A 26749-nucleotide genomic window follows, 5' to 3' on the forward strand; every position below is an offset into this window, starting at 1 on the left:
TTATGGGTGCTTCGCGGATGGATACAAGAATTGACTTTCGCGCGGCGTTGGACCTATCGCGTGAATCGGACCTTAATGTCGGGGCTTCGCTCCCTATATGGTCCCGGAGGTGCGAGATGTCCATGCAGAAGACGATCGAAACGAAGCTCAACGCAGCCTTTGCGCCGGAGCGGCTGTCCGTCCTCAACGAGAGCCACCTGCACGCGGGCCATCACCACACAGCCTCGGGCCACCACGAGACCTTCGACGGGACCGGCGAGACCCATTTCCGCGTCCGGATCGTCGCCCCGGCCTTCGCGACGATGAGCCGGGTCGAACGCCATCGTGCGGTCAACACGCTCCTGGCGGACGAGCTGGCGGGTAGCGTGCACGCGCTGGCGATCGAGCCCGCCGCGCCGGGCGAAAAGACGCGGTGGTGACACCTCCCGCTCGCGGAAACCGGCGTCCGGTTACGTCATTGTTCACTTGTGTGTGACAGTGAGTAGGTTTCTAAAAGAGACCATGTATTTGCCTTGATCGTTCCTATATAAGGGTGACGTCCGCAGGGCGCGTTTTGGCTCGCGGAGGGAGCGCCTGCCTAGATCAGGGGGCGCCATTCTTAGAGAGGGAGGGCGCTACATGGCCCAGACACTACCAAGCATCGTTTCCGGCGAAGGCGGTCTTTCGCGGTATCTCGAGGAGATCCGCCGCTTTCCGATGCTGCTGCCGGAAGAAGAATATATGCTCGCCAAGCGCTATGCCGAGCACGGCGACACCAACGCCGCGCACAAGCTGGTGACGAGCCACCTGCGTCTCGTCGCGAAGATCGCGATGGGCTATCGCGGCTATGGTCTGCCGATCGGCGAAGTGATCTCGGAAGGCAATGTCGGCCTGATGCAGGCCGTAAAGAAATTCGAGCCGGAACGCGGCTTCCGCCTGGCGACCTACGCCATGTGGTGGATCAAGGCGTCGATCCAGGAATATATTCTGCGCTCGTGGAGCCTCGTGAAGATGGGCACCACCGCGAACCAGAAACGGCTGTTCTTCAACCTGCGCAAGGTGAAGAGCAAGATCCAGGCTCTGGACGACGGTGACCTCAATCCCGAGCAGGTCCAGGAGATCGCCACCCGCCTCAACGTGTCCCAGGAAGAGGTGGTGTCGATGAACCGCCGCCTCTCCGGCGACGCGTCGCTCAACGCGCCGATCCGGGCTTCGGAAGGCGAATCGGGCGAATGGCAGGACTGGCTGGTCGACGACCATGCCAACCAGGAAGAGATGCTGGTCGAGCAGGACGAGCTGGACAATCGCCGGTCGATGCTGGCGGGAGCCCTGTCGGTTCTCAACGACCGCGAGCGCCGTATCTTCGAGGCGCGCCGCCTTGCCGACGAGCCGATGACTCTCGAGGAGCTGTCGGCCGAGTTCGACATCAGCCGCGAGCGCGTTCGCCAGATCGAAGTGCGCGCCTTCGAGAAGGTGCAGGATGCGGTCAAGGCCGCCGCCAAGCGGCAGATGCAGGCGCTGCGCACCGTCGAGGCGGCTCCCGCGCACTGACGGGACGATGTTTTGAAAAGCAAACGGCGCGGAGTTTCCACTCCGCGCCGTTTTTCCATCCGGATTACTGCGGGGATCAGCCGTTCGGCTGGCTCCACGCCTTAAGCGCCTCCTCGAAGACCTTGTCGCCCGGCACGCCGCGCTCCAGCGTCATCAGCGCCCGGCGGCCCGAACGGTAGACGATCGGGATGTCGACCCACTTCATGCGGCGGAAGAGCTGCATGTTCGCGTCAGTCTCCGCCTTGCCGTCCGACAGCGCGATCAGGAAGAAGCCGTCGCCGATCTTCGCCGGCACGCCGAGCAGCGGATTGCCGGTCGCCTCCTCGGTCTCCTTCATCGTCATGCGCAGGAGATTGTCGATCGTCCCGCCCTCGAAATTGTCCGGGGTGAGGAAGATCAGCTCGACGATATGGCTGGCTGGCAACGTCTTGTCGCCGTTGCGGCGGATCGTCAGCCGAAGCTGGACGTCCTTGCCGGGGATCGTCGCATCGGCGCGGATCGCGGGCTCGGCGGGCAGACCGTCGCCCGGAGACTCCTGCACGAGCGACCAGACCGTGTTTCCGGCCTCGGCCGAGCCGCCGCTTGCGCTGGTGCGCTCTTCATAGAAGATCGCGCGCTGGCCGACGGGAACGGCGGCAGGCTGCTCTGCCTGCGGCGCCTCGGCCGGCGGCGGGGTCGTCGCCTGCGCGGTCTCGGCGCCGGCAGGCGTCTCGGGAGCCGCGGGGGTCTGATCGGCCGCGGGCGGCGCGGCAGGCACCGTGGCCGGGGGCTGGACGGTGAGCGCCGCGACCGACGTGCCCTCGCCCACACCCGGCGCGCCGCCAGCGGGGCCCTGGTCAGTCTCGGTCCCATCCGCATTCAGCTTCTGGGTGAATTTCTGGACGGCAGGCTGCTCCGCCGCAGGCGCCGGCGCTTCCGGCTCAGCCTTGGCAACGTCCTGCGCGGGCTCCGGCGTGGCGGGGGTGGTAGGCGCTGACGCCTCGCCCTGCGGAGCAGGTTGCGACGCCGGCGTTGCAAGGCCCAGCATCTGCGAGACCTCGGTGCGGTTGAGCCAGACGGCATATCCGGCAGCACCTGCGAAGACGAGCACGATCAGCCCGGCGACTGCCAGGCCCAGCCGGCCGCGCGACGCCTTGCGCGGCGGCATGCCGGCAAGCGGCTCCGACGCCAGGCGATCCTCGGCGCGTGAAGGCGATGCCGACGCGATCTCGTCCTCGGCGTCCGGAGCCGGCGCTGCCACCGAAGCGGACGCCAGAGGGCTCGCCTTCGGCGGCTCCCGGGAGACGGCCGGCGCAGCGGGCTGCGGCTTCGAGGGCGGAGGAGGCGCGACCTTGACCGTCGCTTCGAGGGTCTTCATGACCTCGTCGAGATCGTCCACGGGCGGCGGAGGAGGAGCGGCATATTCCGCCTCCACGGTCTTGATGGCCTGTTCGAGAGCTGCCTTCTGCCGCTCGACGACCGTGGGCGCAGGCGGCGGCGTGATGGCGGCAAGCTTCGCGGAAATCGTCGCACGGGCCTTGTCGTAGACACGCGCGCGCATCTCCGGGCTGTTGTCACCCAGGCCGTCGAGCGTCTTCTTCAGAACCGCGACGAAATCTGCCATTCAGGATACTTCCACTTTGCCGAGCGTGGCCCCTCTGGCCCCTCTTTTTGTCCAGATGATGGTGCGCACGGCGATGATTGTCACAAATGCTCTAATCTTCAAACGGATCTGTCACAAGAATTGTGTCGTCACGTTCCGGACTTGTTGACAGCAAGGCGACCGGCGCGCCGATCAGTTCTTCGATCCGGCGAACATACTTGATCGCCTGAGCCGGCAGTTCGGACCACGTCCGCGCGCCGGCCGTGGTCTCGGCCCATCCCTCGAACGTCTCATAGATCGGGGTGACCGCGGCCTGCGCGCGCATGGATGCGGGCAGATAATCGACTCTGCGCCCGTCGAGCTCGTAGGCGACGCAAATCTTGATCTCCTTGAGGCCGTCCAGCACATCGAGCTTCGTCAGCGCGATGCCCGTGATGCCCGACGTCTTGACGGTCTGGCGCACCAGCACGGCGTCGAACCAGCCGCAGCGGCGTGGCCGCCCGGTGTTGACGCCGACCTCGCGACCGACAGTCGCCAGATGGCGGCCCACTTCGTCGTCGAGCTCGCACGGGAACGGCCCCTCGCCGACGCGCGTCGTGTAGGCCTTGGTGATGCCGAGGACATAGCCGATCGCCGTCGGCCCGAGCCCCGAACCAGCAGCGGCCTGCCCCGCAACCGTGTTCGACGAGGTGACAAAGGGATAGGTGCCGTGGTCGTTGTCGAGCAGGGCACCCTGCGCACCTTCGAACAGGATGCGGGCGCCGGCGCGGCGCTTTTCGTCCAGAACACGCCAGACCTGGTCCATGTAGGGCAGGATCTCGCCTGCGATAGAGGTCAGCTCCTCGTGGATCGCGTCGGCGGAAATCTCCTCCAGGCCCATGCCGCGACGCAATGCGTTGTGGTGGGTCAGCAGGCGCTCGATCTTGAGCATGAGCGTCTCGGGCTCCGCCAGATCGACCAGACGGATCGACCTGCGGCCGACCTTGTCCTCGTAGGCGGGGCCGATGCCGCGCCGCGTCGTGCCGATCTTGAGGCCGGAATTGGAATCTTCGCGGATGCCGTCGAGTTCGCGGTGCAGCGACAGGATCAGCGGGGCATTGTCGGCAATGCGCAGGATCTCGGGCGTGATCGCCACGCCCTGGGCGCGGAGCTTCTCCACCTCCTGGACGAAGTGATGCGGGTCGACCACGACGCCATTGCCGATGACCGACAGCTTGCCCTGGACGAGGCCGGACGGCAGCAGCGCCAGCTTGTAGCTGACACCGTCGATCACCAGAGTGTGGCCGGCATTGTGACCGCCGTGAAAGCGCACGACCACATCCGCCCTGTCCGCGAGCCAGTCGACGATCTTGCCCTTGCCCTCGTCGCCCCACTGAGAGCCGACGACCACCACGTTTGCCATGTTGCCTTCCCCGGATGCACTCGCCTGACGAGGCGTTTTTCGTCGCCTCTATAACGACAAGTCCGCCGTCGCGCGACCCTTGATTGCGAGATTACTGGCCCAAGCACGAGACCGCGCTTGCGATTGCCGGACAGGGCCCGGGCGTCGTAACCCCGTCCGTCGCATCCTTCCGACGCGACGGGCCGCACTACGAGACGCAAGCATGCAAAGACAGGCCTATCTCCTGCTGATCCTGACCGCGCTTTTCTGGGCCGGCAACGCCATCGGCGGCAAGCTCGCCGTCGGCCATGTCTCCCCGATGCTCCTGTCGGCGCTGCGCTGGCTGATCGCCTGCGCGATTTTGCTTGCCGTCGGGCACCGGCACGTCCGCGCGGACTGGCTCGTCATACGCCGCAACGCCATGCTGCTGACCTTCCTCGGCTTCTTCGGCTTCACCCTGTTCAGCGTCGCCCTCTATTCGGCGCTGATGTTCACGACGGCGATCAACGCCTCGGTGCTGCAGGCCGGAATGCCGGCGATCATCTTCGTCGCGAATTTCTGGCTGTTTCGCCTGCGCACGACCACCGGCCAGGTGTTCGGCTTCCTGCTCTCGCTGGTCGGCGTGGCGATCGCCGCGACGCAGGGCGAGCCGTCACGGCTGCTGGCGCTCGACGTCAATATCGGCGACGCGCTGGTCCTCGTCGCAGCGATCGTCTACGCGCTCTACACGACGGTGCTGAGACGCAAGCCGGACATGCACTGGATCAGCTTCATGGTGGCGCTGACCGCGGCGGGATTCGTCACGTCCGTGCCCTTCGCACTCGCCGAATATGCGCACGGCACCATGATCGCGCCCGACGCGACGGGTTGGGCGATCATCGCCTACACGGCGCTGTTCCCTTCGACGCTGGCGCAGGCGTTCTACATCAGGGGCGTCAACCTGATCGGCGGCAACCGCGCCGGGCTATTCATTAATCTCGTGCCGATCTTCGGGACACTGCTGTCGATCGCACTGCTCGGCGAGGAGGTGCACGTCTACCACGCCGCCGCACTCGCCCTCGTGCTGGGCGGCATCGCTATTGCGGAGTGGAGTGGTCGGAATGCCGGCGGATAGACCGCCGACATTCCAGTCTTTAGCGATTGTCTGATCGGCCTTCAGGCAGCCGCGACGTCGAACTTGAGCGGCTTGGCCGAGGCGATCTTGGGGTTGGCCCTGAGTTCTGCCAGCACCTTCTCGGGGAAAGGCGCGTCGAGATAGAGCAGCGCGATCGCGTCGCCGCCCGGCTTGTTGCGGCCGAGCTGGAAGTTGGCGATGTTGACGCCATTCTGGCCGCAGATCGTGCCGAGCAGGCCGATGATGCCGGGCGCATCCGGATTGGTGGTGTAGAGCATGTGCTGCCCCACCTCGGCGTCGAGATTGATGCCCTTGATCTGGATGAAGCGCGGCTTGCCGTCCGAGAAGACGGTGCCGGCGATGGAGCGGGTCTGCTTCTCCGTCTTCACCGTCAGCTTGATGTAGCCGTCGAACACGCCCGACTTGTCGCGCTTGACCTCGGAGAGCACGATGCCGCGCTCCTTCACCATGATCGGCGCCGACACCATGTTGACGTCGGACACCTGCGGCCGGATGAGGCCGGCGAGCGCGGCGGAGATCAGCGCGCGGGTATTCATCGAGGCGGTGACGCCGTCGAACAGGATCTCGACCTCCTTGATCGGCTCCTCGGTCACCTGGCCGACGAAGGCGCCGAGCACTTCCGCCAGCTTGACGAACGGCTTCAGCTTCGGCGCTTCCTCGGCCGTGATCGACGGCATGTTGATGGCATTCGAGACCGCGCCCTTGATCAGGTAGTCCGACATCTGCTCGGCGACCTGCAGCGCGACGTTCTCCTGCGCCTCGCTGGTGGACGCGCCGAGATGCGGCGTGGCGATGACGTTCTCCAGGCCGAAGAACGGGCTCTCGGTGGCCGGCTCGACCTCGAACACGTCGAGCGCGGCACCCGCGACCTTGCCACTCTTCAGGCCTTCGAGCAGGTCCTGCTCCACGATGAGGCCGCCGCGGGCGCAGTTGATGATGCGCACGCCCTTCTTCATCTTGGCGATCGCCTCTGCGTTGATCATGCCCCTGGTCTTGTCGGTCATCGGCGTATGCAGCGTGATGAAATCGGCCCGGGCGAGCAGTTCGTCGAGTTCCACCTTCTCCACGCCGAGCTCCTGGGCGCGGCTGTCGGAGAGGAACGGATCGAAGGCGATGACATGCATCTTGAGGCCGACGCCGCGCGTGGCGACGATGGAGCCGATGTTGCCGCAACCGACGACGCCGAGCGTCTTGCCGGTGATCTCGACGCCCATGAAGCGGTTCTTCTCCCACTTGCCGGCCTTGGTCGAGGCGCTGGCCTCCGGCAGCTCGCGGGCGAGCGCGAACATCATCGCGATGGCGTGCTCGGCCGTCGTGATCGAATTGCCGAAGGGCGTGTTCATCACGATGATGCCCTTGCGGCTCGCAGCCGGGATGTCGACATTGTCGACGCCGATGCCGGCGCGGCCGATGACCTTCAGATTGGTCGCGGCGTTGATCAGCTTCTCGGTGACCTTGGTGGCCGAGCGGATGGCGAGGCCGTCATACTGGCCGATCACCTCGAGCAGCTTGTCCTTGTCCTTGCCGAGATCGGGCAGGTAGTCGACCTCGACGCCGCGATCCTTGAAGATCTGCACGGCTGTGGGGGAGAGTTTGTCGGAAACGAGAACGCGGGGCATGAAAGTGCCTCCTGGATAGGGTCGATCGGGATGGGGATGAGCGGCGCAGCGAACTGCGCCGCGAAACGGATCAGGCCGCGGCCTTCAGCGCCGCTTTCTGCTGCGCGAACGCCCAGTCGAGCCAAGGCATCAGCGCTTCAAGATCGGGGGTCTCGACGGTGGCACCGCACCAGATGCGGAAGCCGACCGGCGCGTCGCGGTAGTGGCCGATGTCGTAGGCGACGCCCGCCTTGTCGAGCGAAGACACGATCGCCTTGGCGAAGGCCTCCTGTGCCTTGGCGTCGAGCGCGGTGACGTCGGGATCGGTGATCGTCAGGCAGACCGAGGTGTTGGAGCGGCTCGCCGGATCGGTCGCGAGGTGGCCGAGCCAGGGAGACGACTGGACGAAGCGGTCGATGACCGCCGCGTTGGCGTCGGCGCGTGCAACCAGCGCGTCGAGCCCGCCGATGCCCTTCGCCCAGGCAAGCGCATCAAGATAGTCCTCGACGCAGAGCATGGACGGCGTGTTGATCGTCTCGCCCTTGAAGACGCCCTCGATCAGCTTGCCGCCCGAGGTGAGGCGGAAGATCTTCGGCAGCGGCCAGGCCGGCTTGTAGCTTTCCAGACGCTCGACGGCGCGCGGGCTGAGGATCAGCATGCCGTGTGCGCCCTCGCCGCCCAGAACCTTCTGCCAGGAGAAGGTGACGACATCGAGCTTGGCGAAGTCGAGGCGCTGCGCGAAGGCGGCCGAGGTGGCGTCGCAGATGGTCAGGCCCTGGCGGTCGGCCGGGATGAAGTCACCGTTCGGCACCCGCACGCCCGAGGTCGTGCCGTTCCAGGTGAAGACCACGTCGCGGTCGAAATCGATCTGCGTGAGGTCGGGCAGCTTGCCATAGCCGGCCTCGATGGTGCGCACGTCGGCGAGCTTGAGCTGCTTGACCACGTCGGTGACCCAGCCCGAACCGAAGCTCTCCCAGGCGACCATGTCGACGCCGCGCTGGCCGAGAAGCGACCAGAGCGCCATCTCGACCGCGCCGGTGTCGGAGGCGGGAACGATGCCGATGCGGTAGTCGGCGGGAACCTGCAGGACTTCGCGGGTGAGCTCGATCGCGAGCGCCAGCTTGTCCTTGCCTATCTTGGCGCGGTGCGAACGGCCGAGCGCGGCGTTCACAAGCGCTTCGAGCGACCAGCCGGGTCGCTTCGCACAGGGTCCGGAGGAGAAATTGGGGTTTGCCGGGCGCACTGCCGGCGTGGGGACGGTCGTCGTCATCGTGGTCTATCCTTCCAGATAGTAAGCCCGCTCGTTGGGGAGGGGTGGCCCGCTGCGGCGAATACGCCAACGTCGGGAAAACCGCAAGCCCCTCGGAAACTTATGATGCAGGTGCCTGCTCGATCGTGCAGAACGAAGTTCGAACGCACGTGGAGAAGTGGCACAAATCTGACACGCGCTGTTCCGCGTTGGTTCCTGCGCCCATCCAGAGTGCGGCTGACTGGCTGACTGCCAATCGGGGCATTGAGGAGAAAGGATTTGGTCGCCCGCGAGTGAGAAAACTCAGCCGTCTTCCCCGCACCCCCTATGGGAGGCGCTGAGATGAATTCGCCAGATCGACCCATCGACGGCAATCCGCGCATCGATATGAATTGGAAGATTGCGCTCGTCGCAGAGGCGCGACAGATCTTCGGGAGACAGGCAGCGAAGCGTCTATGGGTCTCACTCGGCTTGCCGTCCACGGCAGGGCTGGCGCGCGCCGCGCGGGTCTCGAAGAGCCTGGCCGATAGTGATGTCGATCGCTTTTTGAGAGATTGTTGTGTGAGAGATCGGCATGCGAAGGTCGCTTCTCACCAGCTCTATGAGGCATACATCCAATGGTCATTGGCGGCCGATGCAGAAACGTTGACCTTGAACACCTTCGGGAAGCGGATGGCGCAGTCTGATGTTGTGCGTCGGAAGATCGGCACCACATATTTCGTCGGTATTCGGCTGAAGGGGGTCGGTATTGCCGCCCCCCCTTTGCGACCGATGACATCGGTAGTGCCGAGGTCTTCTCGCCGATTGCCCAACGGGGTCGGTAGTGCCGAACCCGTTCGAAAAGGGGTGGGTGCGCTATACCCACCCCTCGCGGAGAACAGCGTGTTTGGGTCGCAGATCGCCCCATCCCGGTTTTCCGTCCCAAGCGCAGACGTTGCATTTCCAACATGTCTAGCCGGTAGGGAGGATAGGGAGGATAGCTGCGGGGTAACGCATGCGCGCGTGCTAAGAAGGGGATAGGGGCCGTCACCTTCTCTATACGTAGCGCGGGATTACCCTCCCTATCCTCCCTACGCTTCCAAGCTTTCTCTGTATGCCAGCGAAAACAAAGACTTAGAAGAAACAGAATTGGGAATGAAAACTCAAAGTTGGGACGGAAACCTCAAAGTTGGGTCGATGTCCTCGGTTTGAGGCGGAGAGGGGGGGGGTGGTCTAAGACTTCCGCCCCTTACTGGGGACCGGCGTGGGGAGGTTCGTGCTGGATATTTCTCAATTGAGAGTTTTTTGTTTCATATCAATCACTTACGCATAACCGCAGCTTGCTCCCGCGCCTAAAAAGATAATAAAATCAATAGGCCGGCATGTCCTCAATGTCCTCAGTTGTCCAATTTTCGCGAACGCGGCCTGCAGGCATAAACTTGGCATGCGCTTCCGCTGGCCTTTCCTTCGCACAGAGACCAAGTCACTTTCCTCGCCGACCGACGAGGAGCTGCTGATCTTTACGGGCGCGGTGCCGAGCGCCGGGCTGATCAGCCGCACCGAGGCCATGACGGTGCCCGCCATCCAGCGCGCCATCGCCCTGATCTCAGGCTCAATTGCCAGCTTCGACGTGCTGGTCGAGAAGCTCGACGGCGCGACCTGGTCGCGGGACACGGATCATCCGACCGCGAAGCTCCTGGCCGGCGCGCCGAACGACTGGCAGTCGACACACGAGTTGCTTCGCGACCTCATCGCAACCGCGCTGACCGTCGACCGCGGCGGAATCGCCTTGGCGAACCGTGTCGACGGCAAGGTGGTCGAGCTGATCCGCTATGAGCCGACGCACACGGCGGTCGACTACTCGACGGATGGCCGGCTGGAGCCCAGCTTCAAGATCAACAACAGTCCGATCTCCGCCGACGACATCGTTCATCTGCGCGGCCCGTTCTCGCGCTGCCCACTATCTCTGGCGCTGGAGAGCGCCACGCTCCTCAAGGCCTTGGAGACGCAGTCACGCAACCTGATGCGGCGCGGTGCGCGACCGGGGGGAGTTATCTCGACACAGAAGTCGGTGGGCGACACGGGCGCCGGCAAGATGCTCGCCGGCTGGCGCGCAGCGCACGAGGGACCGGACGCCGCAGGCCGCACGGCAATCTTGTGGGACGGCGCGACATGGTCGCAACTCTCGCTCTCCGCCGTCGATGCGCAGTTCATCGAGACCTGGAAATTCGCCATCCTGGAGGTCGCCCGGCACTTCGGCGTGCCGCCGCAGATGCTGTTCGACTTCGACCGGGCGACTTGGTCGAACGCGGAGCAGGCCGGCAAGGAATGGCTGGCCTCGCTCGAGCTGTGGATGCGCCCGCTCGAAGCATCGCTCCGGCGGGCGCTGTTCAGTGACGAGGATCGCGCCACCTATCGCATCCGCTTCGATCGCGACGACTTTACCGCCGTCGACCTGACCGCGCGCGCCACCGCGATCTCCTCCCTGATCTCCTCCCGCGTCCTCAACCCGAACGAAGGCCGGGACTGGCTCGGCATGCCGCCGCGCACCGGGGGCGAGGTGTTCGCCAACCCGAATACCGGCAGCAACCAACCCGGCACAGCGCCGCCGAAGAGCGATGACGAGGACCCGACCGATGACGCTTGACGAGATTCTGTCCAACGTCGCGGATCAGGACCGCGGCGCAATTCTGGAGCTGGTTGATCCGGTCAGCCGCGTGCCGACGGGAATCAAGCTCTGGGTGGTCGGGCCGGACAGCGACACGGCGCACCGCGCCCGCATCGCGCTCGCCGACGAGCTCGCCGAGATGGCGGACATCGACGGCCACGTGACCGCTGAGCAGCGCGAGAAAGCACGGCTCAACTGCCTCGCCCGCCACGTGCTGCGCTGGGAAATCGTCGAGGACGGCCAGCCCGTGCCGTTCAACACGAAGAACCTACTTCGGCTCCTTCGCGTCCAGTGGGTCGAGGCACAGGTCGACGCCTTCGCCGCCGATCGCCGCGTGCACCGTGGGGGTGCGTGATGGAACGGCTCTTCCTCGAAACCAAGATCCTCGCCGACGATGCCGGCACGATCTCAGGTATCGCCTGGAAATATGACGTTGCCGACCGTGTCGGCGATATGATCGAGCCCGGCGCCTTCGCCAAGGCCGCATTCCCGCTTCCCATGCTGTTCGGCCACGACGGCAACGATCCGGTCGGGACATGGACCGAGGGCACGGACAAGGCGGGCGCCTGGCACCTGAAAGGCCGCCTCCTGGTCGAAGACGTGTCACGTGCCCGCGAGGTGTCCGCGCTGGTCAAGTCCGGAGCGGTGCGCGGCCTGTCGATCGGATTCCGCACCGTGAAGTCCGCGACCCGTGCCGGCGGCGGCAGGATCATCAAGGCGCTGGAGATGTTCGAAGTCTCACTCGTCACCATCCCAATGCATCCCGGCGCGCGCGTCACCAGCGCGAAGTCGGCTGTCCAGGCGCTCGCAATCGCGGACGTCATCAACCGGGCCGCGGCCCAGATCGCAGCGAGGTAATCATGCGACATGTCACTCAGGCGCTGCTTGCCGGCGCTGGAATTCTGGAAACCAAGGGCGATGACGACGATCCCGTTGCCGTCGTCACCAAGGCGCTCGGCGACCTGACGAAGTCGGTCGGCGATCAGACCAAGTCGCTCGACGACCGGCTGAAGGCGATCGAGACCAAGGCGGCTGACGACGGCAAGAAGCTGACCGACCGTCTCGACAAGATCGAGGCCAAGGCCAAGCGCCCCGGTGGCAGCGACAAGCAGGACGATCCCGACGCCGAGGTCGTGCGCAAGTCGTTCGGCACCTACCTCCGCCTCGGCAACCAGACGCCTGTCGAGGACATCAAGGCGCTGACCGTCTCCAGCGATCCGCAGGCCGGCTATCTGGCGCCGGCGGAGATGAGCACCGAGTTCATCAAGGATCTGGTCGAGTTCTCGCCGATCCGCTCCTACGCATCGGTGCGCACCACGGGCGCCACGTCGGTCAAGTATCCGAAGCGCACCGGTATCACCAATGCGCAATGGGAAGGCGAGCTGGAGGAGAGCGAGGAGAGCGATATCTCCTTCGGCCTGACTGAGGTCGAGATTCACAAACTGACGACCTTCGTCGACATCTCGAACGAGCTGCTCGCCGACAGTGCCGGCCAGGCCGAGCAGGAAGTGCGTCTCGCGCTCGCCGAGGACTTCGGCCAGAAAGAGGCCGTCGCCTTCGTCAACGGCTCCGGCGTGAAGCAGCCCGCCGGCCTGATGTCCGACACAGGCATCCTGCACACCGTGAACGGGCATGCCACGAACCTCAGTGCCGACAAGCTGATCGACCTGATGTATGCGCTGCCGGCCGCGTATCGCAATGCATCGGGTGCGGCCTGGGCCTTGAACGGCACCACGCTCGCCGCGGTGCGCAAGTTGAAGGACGGCCAGAACAACTATCTGTGGCAGCCGTCCTATCAAGTCGGCCAGCCCGAAACGATCCTCGGCAAGCCGGTGATCGAGATGGTCGACATGCCGGACATCGCCGACGGCGCGTTCCCGATCATCTATGGCGACTTCTCTGCCTACCGCATCGTCGACCGGCTGGCCCTGTCGGTCCTCTCCGATCCCTACACCCAGGCTCGCAAGGGCGTGACCCGTATCCATGCGACCCGCCGCACCGGCGGCCGTGTGCTCCAGACCGCGCGCTTCCGCAAGCTGAAAACCGCAACCTCCTAGGCCCGGCGCAGAAAGGAACCATCACAATGATGCGCGACCTCTACAGCAACATCAGCGCCGTCCAGGCCATCACCCCTGCGGTGAAGGCGGCGGCGGCCGATGGCATCACCATCGACCTCGCGGGATCGAAGGCGGTGGCGTTTATCGTCAACACCGGGGCAATCGTTTCGTCGGGCGACTTCGGCGTCGCCATTCAGGAGAGCGATGCATCGGGGTTCGGCTTTGCCGCACCCGATGCCGCCTTCGTCGACAGCAACGCTCCGGCGACGCTGGCGGCGGACAGCACCTATCGCCTCGGCTATCGCGGCGCCAAGCGCTACGTCCGCCTTTCTCTGACCAAGGCCGGCGGCACGTCGATCGCGCTTGGCGCCGTGGCGGTGCTCGACCCGTTCGACAAGCCGGTGGCCTGACCATGCCGACCCGTGCTCCCCGCGCATGCGGCCTCTGCGGTGGTGTTCACCAGTCCGGTGAGCGCTGCCCGGTGTCCGCTGCGCGGGACCGGGAACGCAAGGCCAGGGCCGACGCCAAGCGCCCCAACGCCAGGGCACGCGGATACGACAGGGAATGGGAGCAGGCCCGTTCCGACTATCTCGCCGCCTATCCGTCGTGCCAGCGCTGCGGCGCCCGCGCCACGCTGGTCGACCACAAAACCAGCATCCGTAAAGCACCTCACCGCCGGCTCGACCGGACCAACTTCATGGCGCTCTGCACCCCATGCCATTCGAGCTGGAAGCAGGCGCAGGAAAGGAACTGATCATGTCCAAGCTCTTCGCAACGGCCGGCGCCAAGCTTCATATCGGTGCCATCAAAACCTTCGCCGGAACCGACTTCGTCGCGACCGATTTCACGACCGGCTCGCCCACCTGGACCGAGATCGGCGGCACGACCAATCTTGGCTCGGTTGGCGACGTGTCCGAACTGATCACGTCGAACCAGATCGGTGCGGCACGCACTCGCAAGGCCAAGGGCACCCGCAACGGCGGTAGCATGCAGGTCGTGTGCGATCTCGACTATGCTGATGCAGGCCAGCTCGCCGTGGTCGCGGCCGAGAAAACCCACGACAGCTATGCGTTCCGTCTCACCTTCAACGATGCACCGGCAGGCGGCACGCCTTCGATCCGCTATTTCACCGCGTTCGTGATGTCGGCCGCCGAGCAGTTCGACGAGGCCAACAGCGTGATGAAGCTCAACTCCACCCTCGAGGTTGACAGCAATATCGTCCGTGTCGCCGCCGCCGAAGCGTAACGATCATCCGCCCGCGCTTGTCGCGGGAACTATCGTATGTCCGGAGATCCCGAATGGCACTCGACCTGGCCGGCATGAAGGCCCACTGCAACGTCACCGGCACGACCGATGACGCCGTGCTCACGCGGCTGCTGGCGGCGGCGCAGAAGCACGTCGAGCGGTTGCTGGGCTATGCCCTAAGCGACACGGTCGCGTTGCCGGGCGGGGCACCGGAAGACCTGGAGCATGCCATCTACATGCTCGCAGCCGACTGGTATTCGAACCGGGAGGCCACGTTGGTCGGCGTCACGGCTCAGCCGATCCCGTTCGGCGTCGCGTCGATCGTCGCCGAGCACCGCCGCTACACCTTCGGCCTGACCGACGAGGTGGCCGACAATGGCTGATGACGGCGGTATCGGGCGGCTGACGAAGCGGCTGAACAACCTCCCCAACGTGGTGAAGGCGGCTGTGCGGCCAACGCTGTTAAAGCAGGCGAACGAGATGGCGAGCACCATGCGCCAACTCGTGGCGGTCGACAGCGGAGATCTGCGCGACAGTATCGAGATCACCGGGCCGGACCAGAGCACGCCACCCTATTCGCAGCCCGGTGGCTCGATGGTCGTGCCTGCTCTGTCGGCAGCGGTCACGGCTGGCAATGAGGATGTCCGCTACGCCCACCTGGTCGAATACGGGCACAAGGCCAGCGGCTTCAGCTCGCACGACGTGCCGGCACAACCGTTCTTCTGGCCCGCCGTCCGACTGCACAACAAGAAGGCGAGGAAGGCCATAAAGGCGGCCGTGGGGCGCGCGGTGCGGAAGAACTGGGGGAAAGGCTCATGAGCGCCTCCCTCGCCGTCCAGACCGCTATCCGCACCCGCCTAGTTGCCACCTCGGCAGTCACTGCCCTCGTGCCGGCCGATAGCATTGTCGACAGCCATGCCGAGCGCCCCGACCCGTGTATCGTCCTCGGCGAAGATCAGGAGGTCGACGAAGGCCGCATCGCGCGCGACGTGGTGACGGTCTACTCCACCCTGCACCTGTGGAAAGAGGAGCCGTCGCTGGAGGGCGTGAAGGCCATCGCAGGGGCGATCCGCACCGCGATCAACGCCGGCCGTCTGGCTGTCACGGGATGGCACTTTGGCGGCGCGCATGTGTCCTCGACCCGCTACCTGCGCGATCCCGATGGCGTGACCAGCCATGGCGTGCTGACGATCGAGACCATCGTGAGCGAGGTGCCCTGATGCGCGCCGGCCAGCTCGATCGCGAGATCACCATCCAGGCGCAGACCCGCACCGGCACGACGCCTGCCGGCACGCCGCAATTCGCATGGACGACGTTCGCCACGGTGCGGGCGCAGATCGTCCAGGCCAGCACACAGGAGTATCTCAGGGGCTACGGCGAGACCGACAATCTCGGCGTTGTGTTCCGCATCTGGTGGCTCGACGGCGTCACCACCGAGCACCGCGTCCATTACGCCGGAAAGACCCTGAACATCCGCGAGACGAAGGAAATCGACCGGCGCAAGGGCTTGGAGCTGCGCTGCGAAGAGGTGCGGACATGAAGGGGCGCAAGGCCGAACTCAGGGTGATCGAGGGCGGGCTGGATCATGTTCCGGACGTGCCGGCACATATCCCGGCCGCCGTGGTCGAAGAGTGGCGCGGCATCATCATAGAGCTGACCGAACGCAAGGTGCTGACGGATGCGATGCGCGGCAGCGTCGACGCCTATGTGATGGCGCTGCACAATGCACGCGAGGCACAGAAGGCAATCGAGACGCACGGCCTTCTCGTGGCCTCCGGCAAGGACGGCGTGCTGAAGCAGAATCCGGCAGTCAGCCTGCTCGGCAAAGCCACTCAGACAATCATGCGATTGGCAGTCGAGCTGGGCCTGACTCCTGTTGCCAGGTCCAAAGCGGTGTTTCGTCCGCCTGCAGGGGAGGAAGATGACCTCTTCAGCAAGCTCCTATCCTGAGTGGATCTTCGACGGGTCGACTATCGACGATCCGTTTGGCTATGGCCAGCGTGCGATCGACTTCCTCGGGCTGCTGCGTCATCCCAAGTCGCGGTTGCCCGGTCAAGCATTTGAAGTGCCGGACTGGCACGAACGCATCGTCCGCAGGATCTACGGTCCCTGCCATCCTGACGGCCGGCGCATCGTCCGCACTGTCGTGATCTTGCTGCCACGTGGCAACCGAAAGACCTCGCTCGGCGCCGCCTTGGGTCTCCTCCACACGATTGGACCGGAGAAGCAACCGGGAAGCGAGGCGATCTTCGCAGCGTCGGATCGGAAGCAGGCACGTATCGCCTATGACGAAGCGATGGGCATCGTGCAGGCGCATCCCAAGATTGAGGAGCTCATGCGGCTCGTCGATTCGAAGAACAGGTTCGTTCACAAGAAATCCGGTGCCTTCATGGAGGCGATCTCAGCGGATGCGGGCACTCAGCACGGACGCACGCCCATCTTCGCTCTGATCGACGAGTTGCATGCCTGGAAGAAGCGCGACCTTTACGACGTGATCTCGACCGGCATGGTGAAGGTGCCGGGCTCGCTGAAGATCATCATCACGACGGCGGGTCGCGGACAGGAGAACGTGGCCTACGAGATCGTCGACTATGCGCGCAAGGTCGCCCGCGGCGAGATCAACGACCCGACCTTGCTGCCGATCCTGTTCGAGACCTCGGCGAATGCCGACTGGCGCGATGAGGAGGTGTGGCGCAGGGTCAATCCCGGACTTGCCAACGGCTTCCCGGACATCGAGGGGCTTCGCGCCCTGGCGCGTGAAGCCGAGCATCGGCCAGGCGATCGCGAGGCCTTCAGACAGCTCCATCTCAACATATGGCTCGACCATTCATCTGATCCGTTCGTCGATATGTCGGTTTACGACGAAGGGGCGGGCATGGTCGACGTGGATGATCTAGAGCAGGAACCTTGCTGGCTTGCCGTCGACCTATCCACGGTGAACGATCTGACGGTGATCGTCGCCGCCTGGCGCTGGGGCGAAGACGGCTACATCGTGCATCCGTGGTTCTTCTGCCCTGCCGACAACCTGCGCGGCCGGGCCGACCGCGACGGGGTGCCCTATCCGCAGTGGGCGGAGGAAGGGAATATCACCGCCACGCCCGGCAACGTGGTCGATTATCGCTCCGTCGAAGACCAGATCCGGGAGCTGTGCGCCCGCTTCGACGTGCGCGAGATCGCCTTCGACCCGCACATGGCCCGCAACATGATCGCCAACCTGGCCGACGATGGCCTGCCGGTCGTGGAGATGCGGCAGGGATGGGTAACCATGGCGCCTGCGATCCGCGAGCTGGAGCGTGCGATCGTTGGCCGGCGCTTCCGCCACGGCGGACATCCGGTGTTGCGCTGGAACTTCCAGAACATCGCCGTCGAAACCGATAAGGCCGGCAACAAGAGCTTTCACAAGGGCAAGTCGACCGACCGTATTGACGGCGCGGTTGCCGCCGCCATGGCAGTAGCGCGCTGCGCCGCTGGCGACAATGGCCGGTCGAGCTACGACAGCGCGCCGGAAAACGTGGACGAATGGGCATTCGCATAGGAGGGACATATGGCCGGTGAAGCAGACGCGGAACGTCTTGTCGTTCTCCTCGAGGCACGGCTGACCGATTTCGAGCGCAACATGCTCAAGGCGTCCGGCATCTCGCAGAAGAACTTCAACGCTATCCGGAAGGCCAGCAAGAGCGCCACGCGTGACATGGAGCAGGACATGATCCGCTCCACGTCGCGCATCAACCAGGCGCTCGCCACATCGGCGGCAAAGGTCGGCTCCTACGGCAAGGCGTTCGTGGGCGGCTTCGTCGGTGGCATCGTGGGCGGCGGCCTCGCCGGCATCGTGGCACAGGTCGGCAAGATCGCCGAGGGCGTCGCCGAGGTCGGACGCCAAGCCAAGATGGCGGGTGTCGGCGTGAAGTCCTTCTCGGAACTCAGCTTCGTCGTGGAGCAGGCGCGCATCCCGGTCGACACGCTCGCCGACGGGCTGAAGGAACTCAACCTTCGCGCCGACGAGTTCATCACCACCGGAAAGGGCAGTGCTGCCGAGGCGTTCGGCCGGCTGGGCTACAGCGCCGAGGATCTGGCGAAGAAGCTGGAAGACCCGACCGAGCTGTTCACCGAGATCATCGGCAAGCTGCAGCAGTTCGATAAGGCGGCGCAGATCCGCATCAGCGACGAGCTGTTCGGCGGTCAGGCCGGCGAGCGCTTCGTTGAGCTGATCGACCTGGGCGCGGACGGCATCCGCAAGCAGATCAGCTTCGCCCGCGAGATGGGCCTTGTCATGGACAAGGAGATGGTCGCCAAGGCCGCGGAGGTCGACCGCAAGTTCAACCTCATCGCCAAGACCATCGGCACTGCGGTCAAATCGGCGATCGTCGACGCAGTGTCGGCATGGTTCGAGTTCCTGGACAGCTACCGCGACTTCCAGAACCAGGGCGACCAGACGCTGGTCAACAGGGCGAAGGATCTCGACGCGCAGCGGTTGGAGATCGAGAACCGCATCCTGGAGGCGCAGAACCGCAGCGGCATGACCGACCGCGCCCGCGCCAAGACGCTGAACACCCTTCGCATCGAACTGGAGAAGATCGACGCACAGCGGGCACAGGTCGAGGCTGAGCTACAGCGCCGGGCGCCAGAGACGCCGTCGGCCGCGCCGCAGACCATCGCGCCGCGCGACAACTCTGCCGACTACATCGCGGCCTATCGCAAGGAACTGGAGCTGACGAACCGCGAACGCGCAATCGCTGCCGAGCAGGAGCGCATCCTTGCCGATGCGGTGGGGCGTGGCATCACCGTGACACAGGATCAGGCCCGGGCGCTGGCCGAGGAGAAGGTCGCCCGCGACGAGGCGGAGCAGGCCGCGAGCAAGGCCGCTGCGAACCAGGAACGGGCACAGGAGACCACCGATCGGGAACGCGCCGCGGTTCGGGAACTCATCGCCGAGCTGGAGCAGGAATTGCAACTGGTCGGCGCATCTGAGGAGACGAAGCGGGCGGCGAACGCGCTGCGCATGGCAGGGGCGGCCGCAACTGAGGAAGAGCGGAATCGCATCGTCGCCTTGAACGAGGAACTGTATCGGTCGCAGGAGCAGCACGAGCGGCTTGCCGAAGCTTCCGAGTTCTTCAATGACACGCTCGGCGATGCCATGATGGATCTGATCCCTCAGATCGAGACCGGTAACGCAGCGCTCGACCGGTTCCTCAATACGCTGCTGGAGGCTGTGGCGCAGGCGGTGTTGCTCGGCAAGGGGCCACTGGCCGGCCTGTTCGGCGATCTGTTCGGCGGAGGCAAGGGAGGATCATCGGGCAAGGGTGGTGGCTTCCTGTCCTCGATATCCTCTGCCAGCGACAAGGCTCCGTCCGTGGCCCCAGCCTCCGATGTCATGCAGAGCTATCGCGACGCCATCGCCTCGATCGAGAGCGCCGGCAGCGGCGATTACAATGCTCTCGGTCCGTGGACCAAGGGAGACCGCGCCTACGGCCGATACCAGGTCATGGGGCAGAACGTTCCGTCGTGGACCAAGGATGCGCTCGGCCGAGAGATGACGCCGGCACAGTTCCTTGCCGATCCCTCGGCACAGGATGCCGTGTTCGATCACCGGTTCGGCTCCTACCTCACCAAATACGGCAACCCGCAGGACGCCGCGTCGGCATGGTTCACCGGCGGCCCGTTGAAGAACGGCGCCGGCGCGTCGGATGTTCTCGGCACGACCGGCTCTGCCTATGTCGAAAAGTTCAACACGCAACTTAAGCTGCTCGGCGACACGGCGGCCAGCTCTGTTGACGGTCTCAAGACCTTCGATACCAGTCTCGTCGACATGGCCGGGAAGCTAACGAGCAAGGATGGTCCGCTCGGCGGGCTGTTCGGCACCGGTCTCGACAACTTCGGCAACTTCATGGACGGCCGTAACGGCGGCCTCGGCGCGCTGCTGGGCTATGGCGGCGGATCTGGCGGCGGCGGTGGCGGCCTATTCGGCATGCTGTTAAGCTTCCTGCCCAAGCTTTTGGGCTTCGCCAACGGGACACACTCTGCGCCCGGTGGCCTGTCCCGCATCAACGAACGTGGCGGAGAGATCATCGACCTGCCGAAGGGTTCCCGCGTCATCCCGCATGATGTGTCGATGCGCATGGCGGACCAAGCTCGGAGCCAGCCCGGCAAGGTTGATCTGAACGTCAACATCACCGGTGCCAGCGGCGACGACCATGTCCGCAAGCTCGCTGCACAGGGAGCCCGACAGGCGATCTGGGAATACAACGAGGGCCTGGCGAATGGCGGCTTCGGGGACGTCCAGCGCCGATACATTTCTCAGAAGGCGTAAACCGATGCGCTGGTCCCGCTTCACCGATCTGATGGTCTCGCAGGTCAAGGCGAACCTGTCCGGCAACCGCCCGCGCCTGCCGGAGGGCGGCGTCCTGCTCTGGCAGTGGTTCGGGGAACTGTGCGAGAGCCGGACCTATCACCCCGGCGGCCCGAACGCGCTCCAGCCCACCGAGATCGAGGCATGGGCCAGGCTTCGCCGCCACCCGCTCCAGCCCCGCCACGTCGATGCGCTCCTAGCCATGGACCGGGCATGGCTCGACCATTCCTACGGCGCAATCAAGCAGGCCAGGGGCATCGCAAGTGGCGCTCCCACCGGCAGGGAGGCGGCCGTCAGCCCGGCGGCATTCGACGCGGTGTTCGGATAATGGCCAAGGGCAGAGGCAACAAGAAGTTCAAGCATGGTCAGTTCGCCGGCTGGGACGAATATCGCTACGGCTCCGGAAAGTCTGTCACTGTTGCCCCTATTTTTCGAGGCGAGAAGCGAACGCATGTGATCGGCCTCGTGATGGACGCGATGCGCGATTGGCGTCAAACCCCGTTCGAGAGTGAAGGTCCGGTGCGTGCCGCCATCCGATCCTCGCTCTGTCTCAAAGGCTACGGCTGGGCACGCTCAGACGCACAATCTGCCGAAGTCGTGACCACTGCCTTGCATCTGCTCGGCGCCGAGCGACCCGGCTGGGAGGAGGGGCAGCGGCACTATGCCGAGCCTCGCGAGAATTGCCGTTGGTGCTATGTTCTTCTGAGCCTTGAAGACCAGCGATACGGCTTCTGTTCAAGGGAACATGCTCGCTTCGCACTCGAGCGGTGGGCGTTCGAGGAACGCTCTCGCGACAATGAGAGCTATACCAGCGTGCACCGTGCTATGGCGGGACTGAGGCAAGATCCCCGCATCTGCGCGAACCCGGCATGCGCAGTGACCTTCCGTCCACGCGAAATGAATGGAAGATTCTGCAGCGAGGCATGCCAGCGACAGGCCAAGCGCAAGTATCAGCCGCGGAAATGCGCCAGGGAAGGTTGCGGACGCACGTTCTATCCGAAGTCTCGATCCTCGAAGGACAGAGAGACGAGGGGCCTATATTGCTCGATGGTCTGCCACCGCGCCGATCGCTGGGAAAATACGCGCGGCAATGTCGAGGCAGTATGCAAATTTTGCGGATGCAGATTTGCAGCTAGCACCTCAAGAGCACTTTATTGCAGCAACGCCCATTCGATCATCGCGCGGCGGATAGACACGGGAGTGAACGCGCCGCAGCGCATTTCGCCGCCTGTGTTCGACTATGTGTTCAGTATCGCAGCCTAAGCCCCGGCAAGCCCACGGCTCTCATAGATTGATGGCTGCAGGGCTTCTTCATCAGCGATCGCCTTGTCGATTGCTTCGATGATGATCTGTATCTCCCGAACCTTGGCGCCCCAAAGGCCGCCTTCACCGTTCGTCTTTCTCAACTCCAACGCGGTCCGGACCTCGCGCCGTCGTTCTTCGACGTAAATATCTCTAAATGTTCGAAGGTTCGTCAGGGGGTTCGAAAAATCCGTCATCCTCTACTCCTGCGCCTCAGTGTGGCAGCTCCGCTAAAGTCCCATGCCGCGAACGACGCGGCGTCGCGGCTTCGTTTGCGGCTTCTGATCTGCCTCCTGAGGAGGATCAGTGATCGACTTAAACGGGATGGTTAGTTTCACGCCTTTTCCGTTCTCGGCAACGTTACGGCCGTCATATGTCCAGATCTCGATGATGAGATTCTCGGTCGATCGAAGCCTGACGCCAGCCAAGCTTTCCTGAAGCTCAAAGAGCATCTCTCTGATGGTTTGCATGTGGCCCTCCCTACCTGCCGAACCATCATGTCTTTCAACGCGGGCGCCTGCAAGATCCTGCATTTTCCCGACGTAGCCTTTTCGGGCGCTAGTGAGCGGGCCTAGCACGCTGTGGAAAGCGGGGACTTCGATCGGACGTTCATTGGCGTGTCCGCGAACGGCCGCTTTGATAGGCGGATGTCGCATCGCAACCACATGCAGGGCGCGAGAGCCTCGCAGAGACTGCGCGAGCGGATGGCGCGCACTGGCAACACCGCGGCAGGGCAGCCGCTCTGGACCGACGACGAGTTGAATGTCTGCCGGGAGCTCTTTCCGGACAGGAAGGCGATCTACGCGCGCCTGCAGCGGCGCAGCCCAAAAGCCATTCAGCATAAATGCGAGGAACTGGGGCTTGCCGCGAAGCGCGTCCCGTGGATGGCCGCAGATATAGTCCGTCTGCGAAAGCTGTTCCGGTCTGCAAGCTGGGATGAACTGCTGGCGGCCTTTCCCGGCCGCACGGAGTTGGCCATCCGCCTGGCGGCGGGCAGGCGAGGAATCAGACGGGCGAAAAAGCCGTATAAATTGACGGGCTATGCGCTTCTCGACCAGCTGCGCGCCCACTGTTTCGAGAAAGGCATCAGCATGCCGGATCTCGACTTGTTCGCCCGGTCGGGAACATACTTCCAAAAATCAGGGTGGCATCATTGTTGGTATAGCGTGCGGTTCGTGACTCGCGCGGTCGAGCAGCTCGACGGCATCATCAAGGCCGAGTGGCGCGATGCCCCGTGAAGGGGAAGCTTGACGAATTCGGCAAATCAGCGGAACTTAAGCGCGGGTGTGACAACCTGACCGCGATAAGCAGGAACCTCGATTGGCGTCGAAGGTGCTGCTGAGGCTGCGGAGCCTTGGCGGGCTCCTAGGGCCATCGGACACGCCTTAGCGGGCGTTCCAACTCGGCTTTTATGGCCGGGGGCGAACGCTATGTCCAGAGGGGAGACCCTTAAAATCGTTCGACCTGTCTCGCGGCAGGTGTCACCCCCCGGCTTCGGGCCGATCCCGAATGACGCGATTGCGTCACCGGCTGTGACGGCCGGCTTCAAACCGCGAGTAAGACGATGAATATCACCCGGCGTTTGGCCCTTGGCGGCATGGCCGCCTTGCCGGCTACGATTGCAATACCTGCCTCGGCGAGGCCGCAGCACCCGCTGGAGCGCCTGCGCGCACTCCACGACGAAGCCTCAGCCCTGATGGCCGACTACGACGCCCACATGGATGGGAGATGGGAGCTCAACATCCGGGCGCCGAGCGACCCGGTTCCCGTGCGATATACCAGCCTCTGTCTCTCGCCCCAGTGCCGCGTCGCCATGGCGCAGGCCGAGCTGATCGCCGCGACCAAGGCGCTGCACACCCACATTCGAAATTGGAGGGTCATACGCCCGGAAGACGTCGACGGGGACGGCTCCGATATCGTCGGCATGTTCATGATCTGCGGCCATCCGGATCGGGGGTGGGCATGAACACGAGCGTCGCCGCTATACTGTTAAGCGAACTGGATGATGTCGCCGGTGAGGCGCATGAGATGCTGTGCATGGCGCATCTTCTGTCCGACACAGCAAATGCCTTGCTTGCAAGAGCAACTGCCGAAGTGAATACGGTTACGATCACGAGCATGGATCGAGAAGTTACTATGTTCGGCATCGGCGAGTTGATCGCTCGCTCGGCGCGACTCAGTGCCAAAGCCGACAAGGCGCTCGCCGCAGTGCAGGCATCTATCTGACGCGTCGCATTGCCGCCCGCAGCCTAATAGCTGCGGGCGTTTCTCATGAAACCCCTGTGAAACATACATCTTTTTATCATCTGTTATTTTCACGATTGACACCCATACATGCTCATGTATCTTCCGTAAAAATCACGTATGGAAGGTGATCATGCGCTCAACCGCATTTCAGATGCACTTGGCGGAACTTCTCGATCGCCAACCGGGAGAAGTCGATCAGCGTTGCAGAAAGCTCCGCGAGACCGGCATTGTTTACGCTGGCGGCCGAGGTAACTCCGCGCCCCATCTGACGATTGAGGAGGGGGCGTCCCAGATCCTTGCCATGGTGTCGCGTAGAGCAACCGATGCGTATGAGGTCGCAGCGCGCCTGATTTTCGACTGCGCGTTGGCGGACCCGACCGACACTATGCTGCACACCATGTTGTTTGGCTACCCAAACACAGCTGATCTACTGCTTTGCGACAGTCTTCCGGAAATCACCGTTGGTATGCTGGTCGCGGTGCTGATGAATCCGCTGCCATCGCCTGGACATGTCGACATCAACAAGAAATTCTTCCGCCTTGAGATCGACCATCGCGGCGTGCGAGCCAAGCTTAACATCATGGATAGGCGTCTCGCCGAAAATGGCGAAGAGGGCGGGTCGTGGGGTGTGGACTTCGTGACACCGGACCTGCTGACAGATTTTCCGATCAACCTAAACAACGTTGAGGCCGGTTCGACTTCCAGACCACGCACCGATTTTATGGAGATCGGGCACAAGTTCGTGGTTACCGGAGACCGGCTCGCCCACTTGGGGGCGATGATCAAGCCTGATGCGCCGGACCGCCACGGACCACTGGTCAGAAGTGTTCCAGGTGGCGGGCCGCTACGCTTGTCCAAGCGTGCCACGCCGGCCGATGGAGGTCGCGATGGCGAGTAACCGCGTGCTGCAGACGAAGCAGATCGCAGATGCGATCGGATGCTCGACGAAGACCGTGCGACGCTATTACCATGCTGGCAAGCTGCCCGGCGCGACTAAATTCGGCCAGAGCACCTCGCCGATCAAGATTCACGAAAAGGATCTCCAGAAGCTGCTGCGGAAGAAGCGGAGGTGAGCATGTCGGGCGTTCCCCTGCCGCGGTTCACCACACCCGAGGAATTGGCGCAGCACCTCGGTGTTCCGGAACGCACGCTGCGCGAGTTGGCGCGCTCGATCGGAGCCTGCTTCATTATCGGCAAGCGCATGTTCCACACAGAGAGCGACGTGCAGCTCATCACGGAGGCGACCAGGCCATGCCCCTCAAGCTCTACAGGCGCGGCGAAATCTGGCACTATCGCGGCACGGTTGCCGGAAGGCGGCTACGAGGCACTACTGAAACATCGGACAAAGGAAGAGCGCAACGCATCGCAGCCGAAGCGGAAGCGCGCGCCTGGCAACGTCGTCTCGATGGACCGGGCTCGACGCTGACCTTTGCGGACGGCGCCCTCTCCTACCGGCAGTCGGGCAAGTCGACACGCTTTCTGAACAAGGTAGAGGATCACTGGAAGAACACGTTGATTGCCGACATCAAGGGCACTGACGTGCTTAAGGCGGCCATCAAGGTATACCCAACGGCAGGCCCTTCAACCCGCAATCGGCAGTTCGTCGTGCCGACGCAGGCCATCATCAACCATTGCGCCGGCCTCGATTTGTGTCCCTACCTGAAGGTCAAGCGGTTCAAGGTTCAAACGAAGATCAAGGAACCGGCAACGCTGGAGTGGTGCGAGGCTTTCGCAGCGAATGCGTCCCCTCACCTCGGCGCGCTCTGCTTGTTCATGTTCGGCACCGGCGCCCGGATCGGCGAAGCGGTGGCGCTGGTGTGGGGCGATGTCGACCTGACGCGGCGCACGGCCAAGATCAGGCAGACGAAGGTCGGCGACGAGCGGATCGCGCACCTTCCTCCTCGGCTCGTGGCGGCAATCGCCAACATCCCGTCGAACCGCAACCCGCAGGACCAGGTGTTCCGCTACGTCGACCGCGAGAGCGTGCGGCAGGTGTGGGACGGCGCAATCAAGCGGGCGAAGATCAAGAAGTTGTCGCCTCACTCGTGCCGCCACGGCTTCGCGACGACGATGCTGCACAACAAGATCGACGTGAAGACGGTGGCGAAACTCGGCGGCTGGAAGGACGTGGCGACCCTCGTCCGCACCTATGCCCACGCGATGGGCGATCCGACCGTCACGGACGTGGTTTTTGGCACAAATCTGGCACAGGACGCCAAGGACGAGGCGTCAACAGCTTGAAAAGAAAGGGAAATATTATGTCTCGCACCAACTCTCGTTGGGGAGGGGTGGCCCACGCGTGGCGATATTGGGATCGCCTCCCGCCGTCAAGACGAAAATATCGCCCTGCCGACTTTTCCTGTCCTCGCTGCGCCATCCGCGCCACATGAGGCGCAAACGCAAAGGGCGGGCCGAAGCCCGCCCTGTTCC

At 64.0% G+C, this 26749-nt stretch carries 32 protein-coding genes; 26 read left to right on the forward strand and 6 right to left on the reverse strand.

The annotated features are described in order from the left end of the window. The first annotated feature begins 116 nt into the window (after positions 1-116). Positions 117-419, forward strand: coding sequence for a BolA family transcriptional regulator (locus LRS09_RS07255; RefSeq protein WP_257805110.1), 303 nt, complete (start codon positions 117-119; stop codon positions 417-419). Positions 420-618: 199 nt separating this feature from the next. Further along, positions 619-1530 (forward strand): RNA polymerase sigma factor RpoH, encoded by a 912-nt coding sequence (gene rpoH / locus LRS09_RS07260; protein WP_085466931.1) that lies wholly within the window; start codon positions 619-621, stop codon positions 1528-1530. Positions 1531-1606: 76 nt separating this feature from the next. On the opposite strand, the gene LRS09_RS07265 is transcribed toward rpoH, so the two are convergent. Both LRS09_RS07265 and LRS09_RS07270 read right to left on the reverse strand, forming a co-directional pair. Next, positions 1607-3133 (reverse strand): hypothetical protein, encoded by a 1527-nt coding sequence (locus LRS09_RS07265; protein WP_257805111.1) that lies wholly within the window; start codon positions 3131-3133, stop codon positions 1607-1609. Between the two features lie 91 nt (positions 3134-3224). Then, positions 3225-4514: an adenylosuccinate synthase gene (locus tag LRS09_RS07270; protein ID WP_257805112.1), complete on the reverse strand. Its 1290-nt coding sequence runs from the start codon at positions 4512-4514 to the stop codon at positions 3225-3227. A gap of 202 nt (positions 4515-4716) precedes the next feature. On the opposite strand from LRS09_RS07270, the gene LRS09_RS07275 reads away from it, so the two are divergent. Beyond that, positions 4717-5607, forward strand: coding sequence for a DMT family transporter (locus LRS09_RS07275; protein ID WP_257805113.1), 891 nt, complete (start codon positions 4717-4719; stop codon positions 5605-5607). A 41-nt stretch (positions 5608-5648) separates the two neighbouring features. Here LRS09_RS07275 and serA read toward each other — a convergent pair whose 3' ends face one another. Beyond that, positions 5649-7247 (reverse strand): phosphoglycerate dehydrogenase, encoded by a 1599-nt coding sequence (gene serA, locus LRS09_RS07280; RefSeq protein ID WP_257805114.1) that lies wholly within the window; start codon positions 7245-7247, stop codon positions 5649-5651. A gap of 70 nt (positions 7248-7317) precedes the next feature. Continuing rightward, a complete protein-coding gene (locus LRS09_RS07285) occupies positions 7318-8496 on the reverse strand; it encodes a phosphoserine transaminase (RefSeq protein ID WP_257805115.1) in 1179 nt (392 codons plus the stop codon). A 366-nt stretch (positions 8497-8862) separates the two neighbouring features. Here LRS09_RS07285 and LRS09_RS30225 point away from each other — a divergent pair, with 366 nt between their 5' ends. From LRS09_RS30225 to LRS09_RS07365, 17 genes are all read left to right on the forward strand, one after another. Next, positions 8863-9495 carry a primase-like DNA-binding domain-containing protein gene (locus LRS09_RS30225; RefSeq protein ID WP_374684900.1) on the forward strand — a complete coding sequence of 211 codons (633 nt, stop codon included), beginning with the start codon at positions 8863-8865 and terminating at the stop codon, positions 9493-9495. Positions 9496-9898: 403 nt separating this feature from the next. Continuing rightward, on the forward strand, positions 9899-11101 hold the full coding sequence (locus LRS09_RS07290; protein WP_257805116.1) for a phage portal protein: 1203 nt from the start codon (positions 9899-9901) through the stop codon (positions 11099-11101). Beyond that, positions 11091-11477 (forward strand): hypothetical protein, encoded by a 387-nt coding sequence (locus LRS09_RS07295; RefSeq protein ID WP_257805117.1) that lies wholly within the window; start codon positions 11091-11093, stop codon positions 11475-11477. Before LRS09_RS07290 ends, LRS09_RS07295 begins: the two co-directional genes overlap by 11 nt. Beyond that, positions 11477-11980, forward strand: a complete 504-nt coding sequence (locus LRS09_RS07300; protein ID WP_257805118.1) for an HK97 family phage prohead protease — start codon at positions 11477-11479, stop codon at positions 11978-11980. The genes LRS09_RS07295 and LRS09_RS07300 overlap by 1 nt, the downstream gene beginning before the upstream one ends. 2 nt (positions 11981-11982) lie before the next feature. Continuing rightward, the gene (locus LRS09_RS07305; protein WP_257805119.1) at positions 11983-13179 is read left to right on the forward strand and encodes a phage major capsid protein; all 1197 of its coding nucleotides are present in this window, start codon (positions 11983-11985) and stop codon (positions 13177-13179) included. A gap of 26 nt (positions 13180-13205) precedes the next feature. Beyond that, on the forward strand, positions 13206-13589 hold the full coding sequence (locus tag LRS09_RS07310) for a hypothetical protein (RefSeq protein ID WP_257805120.1): 384 nt from the start codon (positions 13206-13208) through the stop codon (positions 13587-13589). Between the two features lie 71 nt (positions 13590-13660). Next, positions 13661-13933: an HNH endonuclease gene (locus tag LRS09_RS07315; RefSeq protein ID WP_257805121.1), complete on the forward strand. Its 273-nt coding sequence runs from the start codon at positions 13661-13663 to the stop codon at positions 13931-13933. 2 nt (positions 13934-13935) lie between these two features. Further along, the gene (locus LRS09_RS07320; RefSeq protein WP_257805122.1) at positions 13936-14424 is read left to right on the forward strand and encodes a hypothetical protein; all 489 of its coding nucleotides are present in this window, start codon (positions 13936-13938) and stop codon (positions 14422-14424) included. A gap of 53 nt (positions 14425-14477) precedes the next feature. Beyond that, positions 14478-14807 (forward strand): head-tail connector protein, encoded by a 330-nt coding sequence (locus LRS09_RS07325; protein WP_257805123.1) that lies wholly within the window; start codon positions 14478-14480, stop codon positions 14805-14807. Beyond that, complete coding sequence (locus LRS09_RS07330; RefSeq protein WP_257805124.1) at positions 14800-15243, forward strand: HK97 gp10 family phage protein; 444 nt, start codon at positions 14800-14802, stop codon at positions 15241-15243. Before LRS09_RS07325 ends, LRS09_RS07330 begins: the two co-directional genes overlap by 8 nt. Further along, positions 15240-15644, forward strand: coding sequence for a DUF3168 domain-containing protein (locus LRS09_RS07335; RefSeq protein WP_257805125.1), 405 nt, complete (start codon positions 15240-15242; stop codon positions 15642-15644). Before LRS09_RS07330 ends, LRS09_RS07335 begins: the two co-directional genes overlap by 4 nt. After that, positions 15644-15964: a phage head closure protein gene (locus LRS09_RS07340; protein WP_257805126.1), complete on the forward strand. Its 321-nt coding sequence runs from the start codon at positions 15644-15646 to the stop codon at positions 15962-15964. The genes LRS09_RS07335 and LRS09_RS07340 overlap by 1 nt, the downstream gene beginning before the upstream one ends. Beyond that, a complete protein-coding gene (locus tag LRS09_RS07345; RefSeq protein WP_257805128.1) occupies positions 15961-16374 on the forward strand; it encodes a phage terminase small subunit P27 family in 414 nt (137 codons plus the stop codon). The genes LRS09_RS07340 and LRS09_RS07345 overlap by 4 nt, the downstream gene beginning before the upstream one ends. After that, positions 16346-17959 (forward strand): terminase large subunit, encoded by a 1614-nt coding sequence (locus tag LRS09_RS07350; RefSeq protein WP_257805129.1) that lies wholly within the window; start codon positions 16346-16348, stop codon positions 17957-17959. The genes LRS09_RS07345 and LRS09_RS07350 overlap by 29 nt, the downstream gene beginning before the upstream one ends. 9 nt (positions 17960-17968) lie before the next feature. Further along, on the forward strand, positions 17969-20731 hold the full coding sequence (locus LRS09_RS07355; RefSeq protein ID WP_257805130.1) for a phage tail tape measure protein: 2763 nt from the start codon (positions 17969-17971) through the stop codon (positions 20729-20731). 4 nt (positions 20732-20735) lie between these two features. Further along, positions 20736-21098 carry a hypothetical protein gene (locus tag LRS09_RS07360; RefSeq protein ID WP_257805131.1) on the forward strand — a complete coding sequence of 121 codons (363 nt, stop codon included), beginning with the start codon at positions 20736-20738 and terminating at the stop codon, positions 21096-21098. Continuing rightward, complete coding sequence (locus LRS09_RS07365; protein ID WP_257805132.1) at positions 21098-22033, forward strand: hypothetical protein; 936 nt, start codon at positions 21098-21100, stop codon at positions 22031-22033. The genes LRS09_RS07360 and LRS09_RS07365 overlap by 1 nt, the downstream gene beginning before the upstream one ends. Here the strand turns inward: LRS09_RS07365 and LRS09_RS07370 are convergent. Beyond that, positions 22030-22269 carry a hypothetical protein gene (locus LRS09_RS07370; RefSeq protein ID WP_257805133.1) on the reverse strand — a complete coding sequence of 80 codons (240 nt, stop codon included), beginning with the start codon at positions 22267-22269 and terminating at the stop codon, positions 22030-22032. The two genes, LRS09_RS07365 and LRS09_RS07370, sit on opposite strands and share 4 nt — an antisense overlap. Before the next feature lie 33 nt (positions 22270-22302). Further along, the gene (locus LRS09_RS07375; protein WP_257805134.1) at positions 22303-22542 is read right to left on the reverse strand and encodes a hypothetical protein; all 240 of its coding nucleotides are present in this window, start codon (positions 22540-22542) and stop codon (positions 22303-22305) included. 177 nt (positions 22543-22719) lie between these two features. Between LRS09_RS07375 and LRS09_RS07380 the strand changes: the two genes are divergently transcribed. The 6 genes from LRS09_RS07380 to LRS09_RS07405 all read left to right on the forward strand — a co-directional run bounded on the left by LRS09_RS07380 (position 22720) and on the right by LRS09_RS07405 (position 26560). Continuing rightward, positions 22720-23310: a hypothetical protein gene (locus LRS09_RS07380; protein ID WP_257805135.1), complete on the forward strand. Its 591-nt coding sequence runs from the start codon at positions 22720-22722 to the stop codon at positions 23308-23310. A 326-nt stretch (positions 23311-23636) separates the two neighbouring features. Beyond that, positions 23637-24038 carry a hypothetical protein gene (locus tag LRS09_RS07385; protein ID WP_257805136.1) on the forward strand — a complete coding sequence of 134 codons (402 nt, stop codon included), beginning with the start codon at positions 23637-23639 and terminating at the stop codon, positions 24036-24038. Beyond that, on the forward strand, positions 24035-24298 hold the full coding sequence (locus LRS09_RS07390) for a hypothetical protein (RefSeq protein ID WP_257805137.1): 264 nt from the start codon (positions 24035-24037) through the stop codon (positions 24296-24298). Before LRS09_RS07385 ends, LRS09_RS07390 begins: the two co-directional genes overlap by 4 nt. 151 nt (positions 24299-24449) lie before the next feature. Then, positions 24450-25217, forward strand: coding sequence for a hypothetical protein (locus LRS09_RS07395; RefSeq protein WP_257805138.1), 768 nt, complete (start codon positions 24450-24452; stop codon positions 25215-25217). Beyond that, positions 25207-25392, forward strand: a complete 186-nt coding sequence (locus LRS09_RS07400) for a helix-turn-helix domain-containing protein (protein ID WP_257805139.1) — start codon at positions 25207-25209, stop codon at positions 25390-25392. Before LRS09_RS07395 ends, LRS09_RS07400 begins: the two co-directional genes overlap by 11 nt. 178 nt (positions 25393-25570) lie before the next feature. Further along, positions 25571-26560: a site-specific integrase gene (locus LRS09_RS07405; protein ID WP_257805140.1), complete on the forward strand. Its 990-nt coding sequence runs from the start codon at positions 25571-25573 to the stop codon at positions 26558-26560. Positions 26561-26749: the final 189 nt, after the last annotated feature.

This window comes from Mesorhizobium sp. J428, assembly GCF_024699925.1.
Lineage (GTDB): Bacteria > Pseudomonadota > Alphaproteobacteria > Rhizobiales > Rhizobiaceae > Mesorhizobium_A.

What these genes read in the sequence shown, in the direction of transcription:
- LRS09_RS07255 (WP_257805110.1), top strand. Translation starts at nt 117, where the DNA reads ATGTCCATGCAGAAGACGATCGAAACGAAGCTCAACGCAGCCTTTGCG.
- rpoH (WP_085466931.1), top strand. Translation starts at nt 619, where the DNA reads ATGGCCCAGACACTACCAAGCATCGTTTCCGGCGAAGGCGGTCTTTCG.
- LRS09_RS07265 (WP_257805111.1), bottom strand. Translation starts at nt 3,133, where the DNA reads ATGGCAGATTTCGTCGCGGTTCTGAAGAAGACGCTCGACGGCCTGGGT.
- LRS09_RS07270 (WP_257805112.1), bottom strand. Translation starts at nt 4,514, where the DNA reads ATGGCAAACGTGGTGGTCGTCGGCTCTCAGTGGGGCGACGAGGGCAAG.
- LRS09_RS07275 (WP_257805113.1), top strand. Translation starts at nt 4,717, where the DNA reads ATGCAAAGACAGGCCTATCTCCTGCTGATCCTGACCGCGCTTTTCTGG.
- serA (WP_257805114.1), bottom strand. Translation starts at nt 7,247, where the DNA reads ATGCCCCGCGTTCTCGTTTCCGACAAACTCTCCCCCACAGCCGTGCAG.
- LRS09_RS07285 (WP_257805115.1), bottom strand. Translation starts at nt 8,496, where the DNA reads ATGACGACGACCGTCCCCACGCCGGCAGTGCGCCCGGCAAACCCCAAT.
- LRS09_RS30225 (WP_374684900.1), top strand. Translation starts at nt 8,863, where the DNA reads ATGAATTGGAAGATTGCGCTCGTCGCAGAGGCGCGACAGATCTTCGGG.
- LRS09_RS07290 (WP_257805116.1), top strand. Translation starts at nt 9,899, where the DNA reads ATGCGCTTCCGCTGGCCTTTCCTTCGCACAGAGACCAAGTCACTTTCC.
- LRS09_RS07295 (WP_257805117.1), top strand. Translation starts at nt 11,091, where the DNA reads ATGACGCTTGACGAGATTCTGTCCAACGTCGCGGATCAGGACCGCGGC.
- LRS09_RS07300 (WP_257805118.1), top strand. Translation starts at nt 11,477, where the DNA reads ATGGAACGGCTCTTCCTCGAAACCAAGATCCTCGCCGACGATGCCGGC.
- LRS09_RS07305 (WP_257805119.1), top strand. Translation starts at nt 11,983, where the DNA reads ATGCGACATGTCACTCAGGCGCTGCTTGCCGGCGCTGGAATTCTGGAA.
- LRS09_RS07310 (WP_257805120.1), top strand. Translation starts at nt 13,206, where the DNA reads ATGATGCGCGACCTCTACAGCAACATCAGCGCCGTCCAGGCCATCACC.
- LRS09_RS07320 (WP_257805122.1), top strand. Translation starts at nt 13,936, where the DNA reads ATGTCCAAGCTCTTCGCAACGGCCGGCGCCAAGCTTCATATCGGTGCC.
- LRS09_RS07325 (WP_257805123.1), top strand. Translation starts at nt 14,478, where the DNA reads ATGGCACTCGACCTGGCCGGCATGAAGGCCCACTGCAACGTCACCGGC.
- LRS09_RS07330 (WP_257805124.1), top strand. Translation starts at nt 14,800, where the DNA reads ATGGCTGATGACGGCGGTATCGGGCGGCTGACGAAGCGGCTGAACAAC.
- LRS09_RS07335 (WP_257805125.1), top strand. Translation starts at nt 15,240, where the DNA reads ATGAGCGCCTCCCTCGCCGTCCAGACCGCTATCCGCACCCGCCTAGTT.
- LRS09_RS07340 (WP_257805126.1), top strand. Translation starts at nt 15,644, where the DNA reads ATGCGCGCCGGCCAGCTCGATCGCGAGATCACCATCCAGGCGCAGACC.
- LRS09_RS07345 (WP_257805128.1), top strand. Translation starts at nt 15,961, where the DNA reads ATGAAGGGGCGCAAGGCCGAACTCAGGGTGATCGAGGGCGGGCTGGAT.
- LRS09_RS07350 (WP_257805129.1), top strand. Translation starts at nt 16,346, where the DNA reads ATGACCTCTTCAGCAAGCTCCTATCCTGAGTGGATCTTCGACGGGTCG.
- LRS09_RS07355 (WP_257805130.1), top strand. Translation starts at nt 17,969, where the DNA reads ATGGCCGGTGAAGCAGACGCGGAACGTCTTGTCGTTCTCCTCGAGGCA.
- LRS09_RS07360 (WP_257805131.1), top strand. Translation starts at nt 20,736, where the DNA reads ATGCGCTGGTCCCGCTTCACCGATCTGATGGTCTCGCAGGTCAAGGCG.
- LRS09_RS07365 (WP_257805132.1), top strand. Translation starts at nt 21,098, where the DNA reads ATGGCCAAGGGCAGAGGCAACAAGAAGTTCAAGCATGGTCAGTTCGCC.
- LRS09_RS07370 (WP_257805133.1), bottom strand. Translation starts at nt 22,269, where the DNA reads ATGACGGATTTTTCGAACCCCCTGACGAACCTTCGAACATTTAGAGAT.
- LRS09_RS07375 (WP_257805134.1), bottom strand. Translation starts at nt 22,542, where the DNA reads ATGCAAACCATCAGAGAGATGCTCTTTGAGCTTCAGGAAAGCTTGGCT.
- LRS09_RS07380 (WP_257805135.1), top strand. Translation starts at nt 22,720, where the DNA reads ATGTCGCATCGCAACCACATGCAGGGCGCGAGAGCCTCGCAGAGACTG.
- LRS09_RS07385 (WP_257805136.1), top strand. Translation starts at nt 23,637, where the DNA reads ATGAATATCACCCGGCGTTTGGCCCTTGGCGGCATGGCCGCCTTGCCG.
- LRS09_RS07390 (WP_257805137.1), top strand. Translation starts at nt 24,035, where the DNA reads ATGAACACGAGCGTCGCCGCTATACTGTTAAGCGAACTGGATGATGTC.
- LRS09_RS07395 (WP_257805138.1), top strand. Translation starts at nt 24,450, where the DNA reads ATGCGCTCAACCGCATTTCAGATGCACTTGGCGGAACTTCTCGATCGC.
- LRS09_RS07400 (WP_257805139.1), top strand. Translation starts at nt 25,207, where the DNA reads ATGGCGAGTAACCGCGTGCTGCAGACGAAGCAGATCGCAGATGCGATC.
- LRS09_RS07405 (WP_257805140.1), top strand. Translation starts at nt 25,571, where the DNA reads ATGCCCCTCAAGCTCTACAGGCGCGGCGAAATCTGGCACTATCGCGGC.